Source organism: Tropicimonas sp. IMCC34011, from assembly GCF_003390865.1.
GTDB lineage: Bacteria > Pseudomonadota > Alphaproteobacteria > Rhodobacterales > Rhodobacteraceae > Tropicimonas_B.
Genome location: NZ_QMEJ01000001.1, coordinates 1,221,524 through 1,236,260 on the forward strand (window position 1 = coordinate 1,221,524; position 14,737 = coordinate 1,236,260).

13 protein-coding genes, 1 tRNA gene and 5 pseudogenes are annotated in these 14,737 nt (G+C 64.0%); 9 read left to right on the plus strand and 10 right to left on the minus strand.

The features are described 5' to 3' along the window. Positions 1-91 precede the first annotated feature (91 nt). The 3 genes and pseudogenes from DQG15_RS18715 to DQG15_RS05825 form a co-directional block, all read right to left on the minus strand. A complete protein-coding gene (locus DQG15_RS18715; protein ID WP_255415096.1) occupies positions 92-223 on the minus strand; it encodes a hypothetical protein in 132 nt (43 codons plus the stop codon). Positions 224-401: 178 nt separating this feature from the next. Further along, positions 402-479 (minus strand): annotated as a pseudogene (locus DQG15_RS18810) (hypothetical protein); the annotation flags it as partial. Between the two features lie 2 nt (positions 480-481). Further along, positions 482-1,063, minus strand: a complete 582-nt coding sequence (locus tag DQG15_RS05825) for a GAF domain-containing protein (protein ID WP_157968907.1) — start codon at positions 1,061-1,063, stop codon at positions 482-484. A gap of 376 nt (positions 1,064-1,439) precedes the next feature. On the opposite strand from DQG15_RS05825, the gene DQG15_RS05830 reads away from it, so the two are divergent. After that, positions 1,440-1,513 (plus strand) — tRNA-Cys (locus DQG15_RS05830). A 332-nt stretch (positions 1,514-1,845) separates the two neighbouring features. Here the strand turns inward: DQG15_RS05830 and DQG15_RS05835 are convergent. The 3 genes from DQG15_RS05835 to DQG15_RS05845 are packed head-to-tail and all read right to left on the minus strand — an operon-like array spanning position 1,846 to position 5,032. Continuing rightward, positions 1,846-2,238, minus strand: a complete 393-nt coding sequence (locus DQG15_RS05835; RefSeq protein WP_116083473.1) for a Zn-ribbon domain-containing OB-fold protein — start codon at positions 2,236-2,238, stop codon at positions 1,846-1,848. A gap of 8 nt (positions 2,239-2,246) precedes the next feature. Beyond that, a complete protein-coding gene (locus tag DQG15_RS05840) occupies positions 2,247-3,410 on the minus strand; it encodes a thiolase family protein (protein WP_116083474.1) in 1,164 nt (387 codons plus the stop codon). After that, on the minus strand, positions 3,407-5,032 hold the full coding sequence (locus DQG15_RS05845) for an AMP-binding protein (RefSeq protein WP_232830714.1): 1,626 nt from the start codon (positions 5,030-5,032) through the stop codon (positions 3,407-3,409). Before DQG15_RS05845 ends, DQG15_RS05840 begins: the two co-directional genes overlap by 4 nt. Positions 5,033-5,103: 71 nt before the next feature. Here DQG15_RS05845 and DQG15_RS05850 point away from each other — a divergent pair, with 71 nt between their 5' ends. Then, positions 5,104-5,610, plus strand: a complete 507-nt coding sequence (locus tag DQG15_RS05850; protein ID WP_116083477.1) for a winged helix DNA-binding protein — start codon at positions 5,104-5,106, stop codon at positions 5,608-5,610. A 17-nt stretch (positions 5,611-5,627) separates the two neighbouring features. Here DQG15_RS05850 and DQG15_RS05855 read toward each other — a convergent pair whose 3' ends face one another. Continuing rightward, the gene (locus DQG15_RS05855; protein WP_232830715.1) at positions 5,628-6,479 is read right to left on the minus strand and encodes an SDR family NAD(P)-dependent oxidoreductase; all 852 of its coding nucleotides are present in this window, start codon (positions 6,477-6,479) and stop codon (positions 5,628-5,630) included. Between the two features lie 25 nt (positions 6,480-6,504). Here DQG15_RS05855 and DQG15_RS05860 point away from each other — a divergent pair, with 25 nt between their 5' ends. From DQG15_RS05860 to DQG15_RS05870, 3 genes are read left to right on the plus strand one after another with little or no spacing between them, the layout of a single operon-like run. Next, positions 6,505-7,563 (plus strand): TRAP transporter substrate-binding protein, encoded by a 1,059-nt coding sequence (locus DQG15_RS05860; RefSeq protein ID WP_198665072.1) that lies wholly within the window; start codon positions 6,505-6,507, stop codon positions 7,561-7,563. A 15-nt stretch (positions 7,564-7,578) separates the two neighbouring features. Next, a complete protein-coding gene (locus tag DQG15_RS05865) occupies positions 7,579-8,106 on the plus strand; it encodes a TRAP transporter small permease subunit (protein ID WP_116083481.1) in 528 nt (175 codons plus the stop codon). Then, positions 8,103-9,449 carry a TRAP transporter large permease subunit gene (locus DQG15_RS05870; RefSeq protein ID WP_116083482.1) on the plus strand — a complete coding sequence of 449 codons (1,347 nt, stop codon included), beginning with the start codon at positions 8,103-8,105 and terminating at the stop codon, positions 9,447-9,449. Before DQG15_RS05865 ends, DQG15_RS05870 begins: the two co-directional genes overlap by 4 nt. 154 nt (positions 9,450-9,603) lie before the next feature. Here DQG15_RS05870 and DQG15_RS05875 read toward each other — a convergent pair whose 3' ends face one another. Both DQG15_RS05875 and DQG15_RS05880 read right to left on the minus strand, forming a co-directional pair. Beyond that, a complete protein-coding gene (locus tag DQG15_RS05875; protein ID WP_116083484.1) occupies positions 9,604-10,716 on the minus strand; it encodes a tyrosine-type recombinase/integrase in 1,113 nt (370 codons plus the stop codon). After that, entirely contained in the window at positions 10,703-11,086 is a 384-nt protein-coding gene (locus DQG15_RS05880) for a hypothetical protein (protein WP_116083486.1), read from the minus strand. The genes DQG15_RS05875 and DQG15_RS05880 overlap by 14 nt, the downstream gene beginning before the upstream one ends. Before the next feature lie 438 nt (positions 11,087-11,524). Here DQG15_RS05880 and DQG15_RS05885 point away from each other — a divergent pair. Both DQG15_RS05885 and DQG15_RS05890 read left to right on the plus strand, forming a co-directional pair. Beyond that, positions 11,525-11,704, plus strand: a pseudogene (locus DQG15_RS05885) (transposase); the annotation flags it as partial. Between the two features lie 52 nt (positions 11,705-11,756). Then, positions 11,757-11,927, plus strand: a pseudogene (locus tag DQG15_RS05890) (transposase); the annotation flags it as partial. Between the two features lie 2 nt (positions 11,928-11,929). Here DQG15_RS05890 and DQG15_RS05895 read toward each other — a convergent pair. After that, a pseudogene (locus tag DQG15_RS05895) lies at positions 11,930-12,352 on the minus strand (transposase); the annotation flags it as partial. A 556-nt stretch (positions 12,353-12,908) separates the two neighbouring features. On the opposite strand from DQG15_RS05895, the pseudogene sbcD reads away from it, so the two are divergent. Beyond that, positions 12,909-13,682: pseudogene (sbcD, locus tag DQG15_RS18815) on the plus strand (exonuclease subunit SbcD); the annotation flags it as partial. 352 nt (positions 13,683-14,034) lie between these two features. Continuing rightward, positions 14,035-14,175 (plus strand): hypothetical protein, encoded by a 141-nt coding sequence (locus tag DQG15_RS18820; RefSeq protein ID WP_370454170.1) that lies wholly within the window; start codon positions 14,035-14,037, stop codon positions 14,173-14,175. Positions 14,176-14,737: the final 562 nt, after the last annotated feature.

The window sequence follows — 14,737 nt, forward strand, 5'->3', positions numbered from 1 at the left end:
CGCGGTCATGAACGGGGGAAACCGGACAGGGCACGCCTCCGGCTCCGGCAAGCCCGGGCGGCGGGGACGGCGCTCCTCGATGATGGGCGGTTCACCCGGCCTTGCGAGCCTCCTTGAATGCTTCGGGCTGCGCGCGCCACGCGGGAAGCGTGATGGCAGCGTAGAAGCCGTCGGTCTCCGACCGCAATTCGAGCTCGCCCCCGTGCATCTCGGCAATGCGCATCCTCCATTTCGAGGGTGAGACTTGCCCCGCCCTCCTCGAACAGGAGCTCCCCATCCAGGTGGACGGCCCTCAAAATCTCACGAATGTCGTCTTCGGTTTCGCCGACGCGGACATCGCCGGTCGAGAGGTCGGAAAGGGTGAGCAGGTTGTCCACGAGGTCCGACAGGTGCCGGGCCGCCGTCACCGCGGCTTCGGCTATGCGCTGGTCCGCCCCGTCGAGCCGCGCTCCGAGAAGCTGCGACGACCCGAGGATCACGGTCAGCGGCGTGCGAAACTCGTGGCCGACGAGGCAAGGATCTCCCCCCGCGCGCCCTGGTCGCGCTCGGTCTCGCGGTCGTCCCCGGACTGCGCGCTCTGGCGGTCGAGCGTTTCGGCCACGATGCGCGCAAGGCTTTCCAGCATCGCGATCGCCGCCGGATCGGGACGCTCCCGTCCGACGTAGTCGAGGGCGCACAGGCTGCCGACCCGGAAGCCGGAAGTGAGCACGATGGGAGAGCCGACATAGAACCGCACGTTAGGGGGATTGACGACGACGGGATGGTCCCGGAACCGCGGATCGGCATGGGTGTCCGGAATGACGAGGGTCTCGGGCGTGATGATCGCATGTGCGCAGATCGAGTAGTCCCGGGACGTCTCCCCCACCGGGAAGTTCTCGCGGGCGGCGAACCACTGACGCTCATCGTCCACGATGCTGACCAGCGCCGTCGGGACATCCATGACCCCGCGCACGAGTCCGACGATCTCCCGCAGTATCGGATCCTCGTCGGGCCTGACGCCGCTCAGGTTCGCGACCGCAGCCTGCCGCTCTTCCTCGTTGAAAGGGATCGGGAATGGTCGCATTGCAAAGCTCATCCGTCAGCAGGGGTTCTCGTCGGCCGGCGCCTGGCGCAGCGCCCGACCGGGATGAAGCCCGAATTGGCCCTCAATATGGCGATCATGCCTTGGAAATCCGTCCGACGGCAGGAACCCTGCAGTGACATCGGCGGACGGACGTTCGAACAAGCCCGCGCCGCCAGTCGCCAGACCGAGCAACGGAAAGACGCCGCCTCCGCGACCGTACGAGCCCGGCATGGCCCGCAGGTTTCAGGCTGCGAGCCGCGGAAAGATGACGGAACGACCTTCCCAAAAAGCGCCTTGCGGAAGAGCAAGCCACCGACTAGGACTGCCCGCCAAGACGTTGCCGCGCCAACCACACGCGCGGCTAACCTGTTGACAAGGCGAGTTGGCGGAGTGGTTACGCAGCGGATTGCAAATCCGTGTACACCGGTTCGATTCCGGTACTCGCCTCCATTTAATTTCAATGACTTAGATAGAGAGCGACCTGAGGCGGCTCTTCCGGTTTACACACCGGTTTACAATTCTTGCTCGTCGCATCGCGCAAGCGAGGCGGCTTCGGCTCACCTGCTACTCGCGAAAATCGCCCGAACGAGAGGGATTACCAAAGGCGGGCCGACTCTTTGGACGACGAGGAGGAGGAACGGGATGCCAACCACGGTACGGATGTAGGTCAGGTGGGCCAGCTAGGCCTGTTTTGGAACCGCGCCCACGAAGCTCTTCCGCAACCTGTTCGGCATGTGATTGCTCGTCACTCATGCCGCCCGGCACCATCCGAACCGACGTTTCTAACGCACACTCGCCTTCACGATAGCGGCGCCGCCCCGGTCGAGGGCCAGCTCCAGGCGCACCCCCGCGCCGACACGGCAAGTGTCGTCGAGGAACGCGACCAGCGTCACGCCGCTTTCGTGACGGACGAGGCCGGTTCTCATCGGAAGATCGGGGCCGAATGCGGGCTCCAGGCTGTGATGTATCTCGGCCTCGGCCACCAGCTGGCCGTCGCGCGAGGTGTCCTTCCAGCCGAGATCGAGGGAAAGGCACCCGGTACAGAATTCCTGCGGGGGATACTGAACGGTCCCGCAGACATTGCAATGCTGGAGCACGAAACGCCCTTCCGCGGCCGGCGCGGTGAGGGCCCGGGCGGCGGGGCTGCGGCGATTGGGGGGGAGTTGGTCGGTCATGCGTCCTTTCAGGCGGCGGCGAGGATGGCCGCCCCGCTGCTCAGCCCCTTGTCGTAAACGATCATTCCGAATCCGCTGACGAGACCGATGCGGGCGCTCTCTACCTGATGCCCGTCCGCGGTCCCGCACAGCTGGCGAAGCGTCTCCGTCACGCCAAGAAAACCGCCGGCCGCGCCAGCCTGGCCGGCGGACAGCTGGCCACCGCCGGTATTCACCGGAAAATCCCCCGCATAGGTCAGATCGTGCGATGCGACGAAGGCGGCGGCCTCCCCCTTGGCGCAGAAGCCCAGATCCTCCAGCTGCAAGAAACTGATTACGGGGTAATCGTCGTAGACCTGGAGGACGTCGATGCTCTCTCGCCCGATACCGGCGCTTGCAAACAGGGCATCTGCCCTCTCGGCCCAACCGCCCCTCTCCTGCACCGGATCGGCGGTGGCGCTGTTATGCCGTTCGATCGCAGAGAGGAGGGAGGCATGCGGCAGCCCCAGCGCCTCGGCCTCGGCTCGGCGCATGACGAGGAATCCCTCGGCCCCGGCGCAGGGCATCACGCAATCGAAAAGCCTGATCGGCCCGGCGATGGGGCGGGAAGTCAGGTAATCTTCCATGGTCAGTGGCTTGCGCAGCATGGCGCGCGGGTTGCCGCCGGCATTCTTGCGCTGGGCGAGGCAGAGGTGCCCGAAATCCTCAGCGGTGGCGCCGAAGCGGCGCATGTAATTGTCCGTGATATAGGCGAAGCTCTGGTTCGGCCCGCCCGCCCCCATCGGATATACCGCATCCTGCGACGCCTGAGAGAAGGTCGCCGTGTTCTCCCGAAACCCGCCGGGAACATTGGTGTCGGCGCCCATGCAGGCGACGATATCCGCATCGCCCCGCGCGACGGCCGCGGCCGCGCGGCGGATGGCGGCGATGGCGCTGGCGCCGCCCAGCGGGATCGTGTCCAGCCAGTCGAGCGCGAGCCCCAGTGCGCGCGTCAGGCCGATGCCGCTGTCGGGCGAAAGCGTGAAACTGGCGATGCACATCCCGTCGATGCGGTCTTTCCCCAGGCCTGATGCCTCCAGCAATCCCTTGAGCGTACGCGCGAAGAACACTGCCGCCCCGTCCGTGGAATATCGCTCGTAGGGCACCGAAACGGGCGCCGCGAGGACGATGTCGTCATAGCCGCGCAGGTTCATTGGGCGTCCGTTCGCAGAGCCTGCTTGCGCGCCCGCAAGTCGAAAGCGCGTGCCTCGTCCATCGGCGCGGCGGCGATACTGCGCAGAACGTGTTTCTGTACCTTCTGCGTCGATGTCGTCGGCAGGGAGTCTCGGAAGACGATGTAGCCCGGCACCTTGAAGTAGCTCAGCCGTTCCGCGCAGGCGGCAAAGACCGCCTCGGCCAGCGCATCGGCGCTCCGGTCCCCTTCTGGCACGATCACGGCTAGAACTTCCTCCTCCCTGAGCGGATCGGGGCTGCTGATGACGGCGGCGCCCGAAACGCCCGGGACGGACAGGACCACCCCTTCGACCTCGGAGGCCGCGATATTCTCGCCCGAGCGTCGGATGATGTTCTTGCGCCGTTCGACGAAATGCAGCGTGCCGTCCGCGCTTGCCCGCATCACGTCGCCGGTACGAAGCCAGCCGCCCTGCCAGACTTTCTCCGTCTCCTCCGCGTTCTTGAGATAGCCGGAAAAGAACCCCACACGCGGATCGTCTCCCGCGGCACGAAGGACGAGTTCGCCGGGCGCGCCCGGCTCGACCTCCGAGCCATCCTCCTCGATCAACCTGGCCTCGAGCGGCGGACCCGGCCGGTCTGGCCGGCCGATGGCACGGGTGCCGGTATGGCGCTGCTCTGACGCGGCGCAGAAGGTCCCGGCGCCCCCCGTTTCCGTCATCGCCCAGCCTTCGAGGATCGGCACGCCGAAACGCGCCTCGAACCGCTCGTGATGGTCGGGATGGACGCCACCACCAAGACCGAAGCGCATTCCGTGGGCTTGGTCTTCGGGGCCCTCGGGAAGCTCGAGCAGGATGGCGGGCATCACACCGAGATAGTGAAAGCAGGTCGCCCCCGTCTCAGCCGCGTCCGCCCACCACGAACGCGGGTGAAAGCGGTCCATGATGATCTGGGCACCGCCGCAGGACAGCATTCCCATGAAGGAATGTCCCATGGCGTTGACGTGGAATGTCGGGAGCGGCGTCAGAAGACGTTCCCGCCCCTTGCGGAGCGAGATAAATCCGCCCTGCGCATCATACCACGTGGCCCAGTTCAGGAAGTAGCGGTTGCTCAGGATACAGCCCTTGGGCTTACCGGTGGTCCCCGACGTGTATATGAGCGCGCATTCCCTAGACAACTCGGGCGCGGCAGGCGCGGACGTTTCCCCGATCCGCGGGATCTGGCCCTCGGGCCCGATGGCGGGCAGGCCAAGTTCCGCGGCGACCGGATCGGCGAGGTCGGCATGGGCATCCAGCCGGACGAGCAGTTTCGCCTCGCTGTGTTCCAGCAGATAGGTCAGCTCCGCAGCGCTGGCGGAAGGATTGACCGGTACCGCCGAGGCGCCGAGCCTGTTGAGCGCAAGCCAGTGCGCGAAATGGTCGGGGCGGTTCTCCAGAAGGAGCGCCACTCGATCCCCGGCCCCGAGACCGGCCGCGGCGTATCGATCCGACAGGGTCCGGATGGCCTCCAGCATCTCCGCATAGGACCAGCGGCGCCGCGGGGAAGACCACAGCTCGGCCGTGCCCTTCGTCAGGACAAGCAGGTCGTTCTCGGCGTAGTGCCCGGATTGCCGTTCCAGCAAGGCGAAGACGCTGCCAGCCTGCAAGAATTGACAAACGGGACCCGATATCTCTTCTTCCGCGCTCATTCTTTTCAATCCTCGAGGAGTCGTTGACTGTGTCCAAGCCGACCGAAAACCCCGCAGAGGCTTCGGAAGAGACTGAACTGGCCGAATTCGAATATGCCCTCTGGCACCTGGGCGCCGCCTTCTCGCGCTGGCGGCGGGACTGTTTCGCGGCGGTCTGCGATCTCAATCTCAGCGGAACCGAAGCGTCCATCCTGCACGTCATTCACATGAACAACGCGCCGAAGGGCCTGATGGAGATCAGTCGCCTTCTCCACCGGGACGATCTGCCCAACCTGCAATACGGGCTGAAGAAGCTGTCCCAGCTCAAGCTGATCGAAAAGCGCGGCGCCTCGCGCAAGACAACGCATTACGTCGTGTCCGAGTTGGGCGACAGCCTGGTGACTGCCTACAAGGAAAAGAGGCGCCAGACGCTGCTGCGCCTGTTCCGCCAGATGCCCCACGCGCCCGGCGGGCTCGAGACGATGGTGACAACCATGCATCTCATGGTGGGCATGTACGATCAGGCCGGGGACATGCTTCTGCACAAGCCGGAGTGAGAGGGCGCCTCGCCGGGTCATTGCATCCGGTACCCGCCATTGACGTCCAGCGTCGCGCCGGTCACCCATTCTGCCCCCGCCCCGGCGAGATAGAGCGCCGCCGCGGCCACGTCGTCCGGCGTTCCGATACGACCGATGGGAATGCGCCCGGCGAGCGCCTCGGCGCTTTCGGGCGTGGTCGCCGCATCGAACATGCCGCCCTCGATCGGGCCCGCCGCGATGCAGTTTACCGTGACACCGTAGCCGGCCGCCTCGCGCGCGGCGATCTTCGTCAGACCTAACAGGGCCGCCTTGGACGCGACGTAGGAGGCGCTGCCGCGATAGCCGCCGAGCTGCGCCGCCGCCGAGGACAGCAGGATCGCGCGACCTTGCGGCACCGGATCGGCCTCGCGCCGGCGCAAAAACTCCCTCAGGCACAGGAAGGTGCCGGTCGCGTTGACGGCGAGCACGTCATCCCATTCCCGCAAGGATGTTGCCGCGATCCGCATCGCCGCCTTTCCCGCCGGCATGATGCCCGCGCAGGTGACGAGTATCGACACCGGCACGCCGTCGCTTTCCGCCTCGTCGAATGCAGCCCGGACGGCGGCTTCGTCCCGGACATCCAGCTGCACGATCCCCGCTCCGCCGGAAAGATCCCCGCGAATGACCCGGCAACCCGATCCTTCCAGGCGATCCGCGATTCGTCGTCCGATATCGCCGGCCGCGCCGGTGACAAACGCTTTGCCCTCCAGGCTGCCTGAGGCGTTTCCACGATCCATAAAGGGTAAATTACATCGAAAAATATCTTTATAAAATAGTAAATTTGGGTAAAGCTGATGCGGACGCGACACCAAGATCGCCGCTGCACCCGCCGTTTCGTGCGGATCCAACAGTCAGACCGGAGGTATCTACCCAATGCCCATTTCCCTTGCTTCCAAACGCTCCCTGCGCCCGCTCGCGCTTGCCGCGACGGGCCTCATGGCTCTCATGCCGGCAGCCCAGGCGCAGGAGGAAAGCGTGCAGCTCGCAGTGCAGAGCGCCTGGCCGCTGACCCTGCCCGCCAGCGGGCGGGACGCACAGCATTTCGCCGACGCCATCGGCGAGGCATCCGGCGGCGCCGTCAGCATTGATCTCTACGATGCCGGAGCCCTCGTTCCGCCGCTGGAAATCTTCGATGCCGTCCAGCGCGGAACGCTCGACGCCGGCTATACCTCGCCGCTCTACGTCGCGGGCAAGTTTCCCGCCGTGCAGCTTTTCGGAGGCGTGCCCTTCGGGCCGGACGCGGTAGGCTATGTCGGTTGGCTCTACAATGCCGGCGGCCTCGAGATCTGGCGCGACATCTACGCCGATCAGGGCGTCGTCACCGTACCCTGCGGCCTGATGGCCCAGGAAGCGGGCGGCTGGTACAAAGAGCCGATCGAATCCGTCGAGGACATCCAAGGCCTCAAGCTGCGCTTCGCCGGCCTCGCGGGCGAGGTCATGAAGAAGATGGGTGCCTCCGTCGTGCTTCTTTCGGGAGGCGAGATCTTCCCGAACCTCGAGCGCGGCGTGATCGACGGCACCGAGTTTTCGATGCCCGCCATCGATCGGCAGAGCGGTTTCGATCAGGTCGCGAAGAACTACTATCTCCCCGGCTGGCACCAGCCCGCCGCGATCAACGAACTGATCATCAACCAGCGCAAGTGGGACGAGATGTCGGAGGGTCAGCAAAGCCTGATCGAACTGACCTGCCGGGAGACCATGCTGTGGGGCCTGACCTCGACCTATGTCGAGAACGCCGAAGCGATCGACGCCTTCGCCGAGAACGGGGTCGAGATCCGGCAATTCCCCGAAGAGGTCCTCGCCGCGTTCGAGGAGGCGACCGCCGAAGTGATGGCCGAACAATCCGAACAGGACGAGACCTTCGCGGAGGTCTGGGATTCCCTGTCCGCCTATCGCGAGACCGCGGGCAGTTGGGAAGAGTTGCGCCAGTAAGCGGGCAGGACAGCCATGAGGCGTTTCCTCCAGGGTCTGGCCAGCCCGATTGAATGGCTGAACGAGGGGGCTGGTATCGCCGGCTCCCTCGTGCTGCCGTTCCTGATGCTTGTCGTCGTGGGCAACGTGGTCCTGCGCTACGGCTTCGGGTTCGGCCTAGTCGAGCTTGAGGAGCTGCAATGGCACCTCAACGCAATCACCGTCATGCTGTGCCTTGGCTACGCCTACCGGCACGACGCCCATGTCCGCGTCGATGTCCTGCGCGAACGCTGGTCGCCGCGACGTCGCGCGTGGATCGAGATCGCCGGTGTGCTTCTCTTCCTGCTTCCCTTCACCATCGGGATTGCCTGGTTCTCCTGGGGCAGCTTCACCTATTCGTGGAGCATCGGTGAAGGCTCCCCCATGCCGAGCGGTCTGCCGGCGCGCTATCTCGTGAAGCTGCTGATGTTCGTCGGCATCGTGCTGCTGCTGCTCCAGGGCATTGCCGCCCTCGCCCGCAATGCCCTCATTCTTCTCGAACCGCGAAAGGCCGACCGATCATGACGAGCGAAGCGTACCTCGTGATGGCGATGTTCGCCACGTTTGCCGTGGGCCTCTTCGCCGGATTTCCGGTGGCCTTCGTGCTGGGCGGTGTCGGGGTGCTCTTCGCCCTCCTGGCCGAGGTGCTGCCCTATGCCGGTATCGACGTCTTCGCGGGGATCAACTTCATCGGCTTCTCCGCAGACCGCATCTTCTCCACGCTCACGAACTATTCGCTCGTTCCCATCGCGATGTTCGTCTTCATGGGGTTCATGTTAGAGAAATCCGGCGTGGCCGAACGCCTGCTCGCCGCGATGACGCGAAGCCTCGGGCGGACACCGGGAAGCCTGGGGCTTTCCATCGTCGTAATCGGCGTGATCCTCGCCGCATCCACGGGTATCATCGGCGCCTCGGTGGTGCTTCTGGCCACCGTGGCCCTGCCGGCGCTGCAGCGGTCAGGCTACAACATGCCGCTCGGTCTCGGAACGGTCGCGGCCTCGGGCTGCCTGGGCATCCTGATCCCGCCCTCGATCATGCTGATCGTCATGAGCGACCAGCTGCGCCTGTCCGTCGGCGACCTCTTCATGGCGGCGGTGCTGCCGGGCGTCGTCCTCGCGGTGCTCTACGTCGGCTACATCGTCATCCTGTCGATGCTCAGGCCAAGCTACGCGCCGCCCGACCCTGACGCCGGGCCACTCGATCGCGAGGCGCTTATCGCCATCGTACGGGCGTTGGTGCCGCCGCTTCTTCTGATGCTGTTCGTGCTCGGCTCGATTTTCTTCGGCATCGCCTCCCCCACCGAGGCCTCGGGCCTCGGTGCGCTCGGCGCCACGCTGATCACGCTCGCCAACGGCACCTTGAACTGGCGGACGCTGATCGACACCTGCACGGCCACGGCGCGCACCACCGCCTTCTTGTTCGCGATCATGTTCGGCGCGACCTGCTTTTCCGTCGTGCTACGCGGCTATGGCGGTGACGATCTCGTCGAAGGGCTCCTGACCGGGCTCGACTGGTCGCCCACCGGCATTCTGATCCTCATCCTGGCGACTGTCTTCGCGCTGGGATTCGTGCTCGACTGGATGGAAATCGTCCTTGTCGTCGCGCCGCTGACCGTGCCGATCGTAGTATCCATGGGGTTCGATCCGGTCTGGGTGGCGATCCTGATGGCAATCTGCCTGCAAACCTCGTTCCTGACGCCGCCCGTGGGCATGGCACTGTTCTACGTCAAAGCTGTGGCGCCGGCGGGCGTGACGACCGGACATATCTACCGCGGCGTGGTTCCATTCGTCGCCCTCCAGATGCTCGCGCTGCTGCTCGTCGCGTTCTTCCCTTTCCTCGCCCTGTGGCTGCCGGAAGTGGCGTATTGAGAGCGGACGCGCTACGCACCCCTACCCTCCGGACCCAGGACCTGAACCCCGGACGGGATGCCCATGCAGATGACGCAATCGGCGGGGCAGCTCGTCCCGCATCCGACCGCTGGAGTTCTTTGAGGGTGTTGCCGATAGCTTTCGATCCAGCCAGTCAAACCGCCCCTGACCGTGCCGCAATGAGTTTACGCAAGACCTCGTCGGACACTTCAGGTACCAGCGCCGCGTAGCTTTCGATCACGTTTCCCGCGTGCCGAAGTCCCCACCCCATTGTCACCGCGATCTCATTGAGGCTGCAGCCGGCACGGAGCAGCGCGGTGGCTGCCGTGCCGCGCAGATCATAGGGATGCAGCTCGTCGCGGATTGGCATGAGCGACGGGTCCGCCTCGGCGCGAGCATTGTGGCGCTCCTTCACCCCGCGAATGATCTGGCTCGCCCGGAGCGCTGTCAACGGACGTCCGGTCAGGGACGTGACGATATGCGCCTGACCCTCCGGAACGGTATCGATCAACTCACCCAGAGCTTCGGTCACCGGGATGCTGACCGGGTTGCGGTTCTTGCCGCGCTGAAGAAACAGTCGCCGACCGCGTGGTGTGGTCTGGACGTGCGTGAGGCTGAGCGTCCCGATGTCTTGCGGCGCAAGGCCTCCCTCAGAGGCCGCGACAATGACACGCGCTTCCGCGGGACGTGCCGCCGCGAGCAGTGTCTGCACTTCTTCCGGCGTCCAGATGAGTGACGCGCGCTGCGACTTGTAGAGTTTTTTCTGGCCTGTGTGATGATGCGTGCGAAGGCTGGTGTCGCTCGCGCAGGCCCAGTTGAGAAAGCGGGTCACGACGGTTCCGGCATAGTCATAGCGTTTTGGCGAGTGCGCCCACTTCGTGCGCCACTGCCTGATTTCGCCAACGGACTCCACCTCTTCGAACATCGCAATGGGGTCGGGACCGAACTCCGACTCGAAGTCGTTCAGAAAGGAAGCGTAGTCCTTCTGCGTCCGCGACTTCAGTTTTACGAATTCCGCGGAGCTGCGATAGCGTTCGAGAACTGCACGCACGGATTTCGGGTCGACCGTACGCCGCTGGCCCGGCCCCTTCTCTAACTGCTGATATGCCGCCACGTAGCGGGGATCGCCTTCTCCGAAATCCATATCGTTCGACCAGAATTTCGGCCCTCCCCGGTAGACGTAGTGGTATTCGCGGCGCGTCCCGTCACTCAGGCGCTTCGCAACGCGGTGAACTCCGCGAATGTAGTTCTTGTTACGTGCGCGCATTTCGGCGGATCCTGCTCCTCTCGGTGAAACTCAGCTCTTGTTCGTTCTCGGGCTCATTCCGGGATCCGGGCGTAAGACCATTTTCATGCGCCGCATCGATCCGCGCGCGGACATGTACCGGATCGTAGACGTTCTTTCGGCCGGGCACGGTCCTGATGCCAAGTTGCCGGCACCAAGCGCGAAATCCGCTGGTGACACCGTCGTAAAGCATCATTTCTGCCAACTCTTCGCCGGTCATAAGGCGGAGCGGAACGCCGTTGACATGCGGAAATCCGGAACGATCGCTGCGCACTTCCTCATACTGCCCGGAGAGGCGCGGTTTGCGCTCCGGGAAGGTAGGAGGTGCTGTGTTTGCTTGCATTTCGTTCATAGGCCCGGCTCGGTTTGCCGCCCTTTCGGACGGCTCGTCTTCTCGATTTTCGGGAAGACTATGCGCCGGTTTTCAGCCCACAAGAGCACCCGGGGGAAATCGCGCCTGGACCGGCTCTCTCAAGAGCCTGTTATGAAAAACTTTTTCCTAAGAACCACCCGCCGAAACAGTGACATAGGACCGATCTGGACCGTCGCGATGGTGCGAAAATATTTTCTCAAAATCATCTCCACGAGCATAAATCTGGACCGAGTGAGCTGCTCGAATGGGGTCCCTGAGGGCAGTGATTGATCACGAACCACGTCATCCATGCTATCCGTCTAACAAGAGTGTTGGTGCGCGATCCGCGTTTCAAGAGCATTCGAGTTACCCATGACCTGCTCCCCTGAACCGTCCGCTTTTTGAAGTTAGCCTGTTCTCTCAACGAGGAGACAGACGATGCGGAAAAGCCGTTTCAGCGAAGAACAGATCATTGGCATTCTGAAGGAGCACCAAGCCGGGATAGGCGCCAAGTAGCTCTGCCGGAAGCATGGCATCAGCGATGGCACTTTTTACAAGCGGCGCTCGAAGTATGGGGGCATGGAAGTGTCCGAGGCCAAACGGCTGAAGGCGCTTGAATAGCCCCGTGTATTGTGGACGCCTTCTTCGCTAATTTTTAGGCAAGGAGGCCATGATGAGCAGCAGCAAGTTCAGCGATGAGTTCAAACGGGGCGCGGTCGCGCAGATCACCGAGCGGGGCTACCCGGTCAGGGAAGTGTTGGAGCGGCTCGGGGTCAGCCCGTATTCGCTCTACGCCTGGAAGAAGAAGTTCGCGAAGGCGTCATCAGGAAAGGCGGAGAGGCGCTGACCGCTCGCCAAGCCCTCCGCAATGCACCGCGCCACCACCGTCTCGAACAGATGCCGCAGCAGGTCGCTGTCGCGGAAACGACCGTGGCGGTTCTTGGAAAAGGTCGAGTGATCCGGGACGCGATCGGCCAGATCGAGACGGCAGAACCACCGATAGGCAAGGTTGAGATGGACATCCTCGCAGAGACGGCGCTCGGACCGGATGCCCATGATGTAACCGACCAGAAGCATGCGGATCATCAGCTCAGGATCTACCGACGGCCGCCCGGTGGGGCTGTAGAACGGTGCAAGGTGCTGCCGGACGCCGGCCAGATCGACGAACCGATCCACAGATCGGAGCATATGGTCTGGCGGCACATGCGCTTCGATCGAGAACTCATAGAACAGAGCGCCTTGCGCCTCCTGCCGGGACCCCATCATCGCCGCTCACCTCGGACCGTTGCAACGATATTGAATCAGCGGTCAGATCTTCGGACAAGCCGAGTTTTTCAACGGAATACGCCCATCCGAGACGTTCGGGTCAGACGCATCAACGGCAGCTCCTCCGCGCTTCCCGACTGGACTTCCGCGCCCGTGGCGAACGCCGAGTCTCTGCCCTTCGATTCACCTGAAGCCGTCACGCCTCTGGACGTGTCCTGCCACGCGTGACAGCTATATCAAACCATATCAATGACTTAGCCTATGCCACATGTCACGCCGAGATGAGTATTGCGTGCGTGCGCGTGGGTGCGAGTGGGTGCGCGTACGTGAATACATATCTCTATATTCCGTGACACCGATAGATAGTAAGAGTTATTCGTAATAATTGTCAGTGGGTTACGAGTGTCACACCGGGTGTCACAGGGCGTGACAAATCGGCCGATTTCCGTGACAAAACCCGTACAACAAGACCTGATGAAAAAACTTCGGGTGCTTTGCCGTCCTCGGAGATCGCGCGTTCGGAGCTGTCGCAGAACAGACGCAGGGATCAGGAAGCATGCGAATTCTTCACACGGCAGACTGGCATATCGGCCAGGCACTGAACGGCTGGTCCCGGGACGAGGAGCAGCGGGTGTGGCTCGACGAGCTCTGCGGCATCCTCTCCCGCGAAGAGATCGACGTGCTGCTGGCCTCGGGCGATGTCTTCGACGGCATCAACCCCTCGGGTGACAGCCAGCGGCTGCTCTACTCGGCGCTGCGCCGCTTCAAGGATGCGCGCCCCGGGCTGCGCACGGTGATCACCGGCGGCAACCACGACCCCGCGGGCCGCCTCGAGGCGCCCTCGGCCATTCTCGAAAGCCTCGATGTCCATGTCTTCGCCACAATCCGCCGCGAGGGTGAGGAGATCCTGTCGGGCCGGCACATGGTCCCGCTGCCGGGCCCGGACGGCGCGCCGCGCGCCTGGGTCTGCGCCATCCCGTTCCTGCGCGCGCCGGATCTTCCGGGCCTCAGTTCCGCAGCCGGCGAGGGCCGCGGCTCGCCCATCGTCGAGGCGGCCCGGCGTTTCCATGCGAGCATGGCGGCACAAGCCCTTGAGATCGCCGGCGACCTGCCGGTCATCGCCATGGGACACCTGCATTGCCACGGCACCACCGAGAGCGAGGGCGCGGAGCGGCGCATCCTGATCGGCGGTGAGCATGCGCTGCCCGAGGATGTCTTCCCGGAGGCCTTCGACTACGTCGCGCTTGGCCACCTGCATCGCCACCAGACGCTCGGTGGCCGGACCCGCTACGCGGGCTCGTGCTTTCCGCTCTCGGCAGCGGAGGCCGGCTACGATCACGGCGTGACCCTCCTCGAGATCGAGGGAAACGACATCTCTCACACGCATGTGCCGATCGCGCGTCCCGCGGAGATGCTGCGACTCCCGCAGCGCGGCGCCATGACCTTTGCGGAGTTCGAGGCGGCGCTCGACGCGCTCTGCCTCGATCCCGACACCCCGAGCGGCCTGCAGCCCTTCGTCTACGTGAACCTCGAGGCGACCGGGCCGGCCGCGGTCCTTCTGGCCGAGGCCGAGAAACTGCTCGCCGCCGCGCCGGTGCGGCCCGCGCGGATCCGCGTGCGGCGCGACGCGCTCCCTCTCGGGCGGCGCGCGCTTTCTCGTCTCGCTCTCGCTGGCGCTGGCCCTGTCGCAGATGGGCGGGCAGGGCGGCCTCGCCGCGACGCTCTTCATCGACGAGGGGTTCGGCTCACTCGATGCGGAAGACCTCGACATCGCATGGACGCCCTCGAGACGCTCTAGGCGCAGGGCCGCACGATCGGCGTGATCTCCCACGTGGAGGCGATGAAGGACCGCATCCCGGTTCAGGTGCGCGTCACGCGCCGCGGCGCTGGCGCCAGCACGATTGAGCTCGCGGGGGCTGCCTGATAGAAATTGGTGGCGTAATCAAATTCTCTGATAGAGCTAAGATACTGATTTCGCTCTGCAATGAGGCGTGAAGGCAAACATTCGCACCCCGGGAATCCTTGTCTTAATTCGGCGAGCTTGAGACGCTGGACCGACGTCGTCTGGATGCCTTGGCATCGGAATCGAGACTTCGGTCTCACCGGTGCGGCTCTCCACTGGGCTCTGGAAAAAATTTTCTGTCATCACTTGAAGCCGGAGATCGAGAGCATATTCTCCTGTCACCCAGAAGAGGCGCATCCTCTTCACGGCGCTGGACACCGCGAAAGCAAAACAAGTTCAGGCTGGTAAGGCGACCTTCTATTAATTCCGCGGAGCGATGTCATTCGACATCAATGGGCTTCGAAAACTTCCCCGGGTATGCAGCCAAAACGGGAAGGTTCATCGGAAAGTCGGTCGTTAATGCACTGCTTTTCAGAATACCA

What these genes read in the sequence shown, in the direction of transcription:
- DQG15_RS18715 (WP_255415096.1), bottom strand. Translation starts at nt 223, where the DNA reads ATGCGCATTGCCGAGATGCACGGGGGCGAGCTCGAATTGCGGTCGGAG.
- DQG15_RS05825 (WP_157968907.1), bottom strand. Translation starts at nt 1,063, where the DNA reads ATGCGACCATTCCCGATCCCTTTCAACGAGGAAGAGCGGCAGGCTGCG.
- DQG15_RS05835 (WP_116083473.1), bottom strand. Translation starts at nt 2,238, where the DNA reads ATGACCGACCAACTCCCCCCCAATCGCCGCAGCCCCGCCGCCCGGGCC.
- DQG15_RS05840 (WP_116083474.1), bottom strand. Translation starts at nt 3,410, where the DNA reads ATGAACCTGCGCGGCTATGACGACATCGTCCTCGCGGCGCCCGTTTCG.
- DQG15_RS05860 (WP_198665072.1), top strand. Translation starts at nt 6,505, where the DNA reads ATGCCCATTTCCCTTGCTTCCAAACGCTCCCTGCGCCCGCTCGCGCTT.
- DQG15_RS05865 (WP_116083481.1), top strand. Translation starts at nt 7,579, where the DNA reads ATGAGGCGTTTCCTCCAGGGTCTGGCCAGCCCGATTGAATGGCTGAAC.
- DQG15_RS05870 (WP_116083482.1), top strand. Translation starts at nt 8,103, where the DNA reads ATGACGAGCGAAGCGTACCTCGTGATGGCGATGTTCGCCACGTTTGCC.
- DQG15_RS05875 (WP_116083484.1), bottom strand. Translation starts at nt 10,716, where the DNA reads ATGCGCGCACGTAACAAGAACTACATTCGCGGAGTTCACCGCGTTGCG.
- DQG15_RS05880 (WP_116083486.1), bottom strand. Translation starts at nt 11,086, where the DNA reads ATGAACGAAATGCAAGCAAACACAGCACCTCCTACCTTCCCGGAGCGC.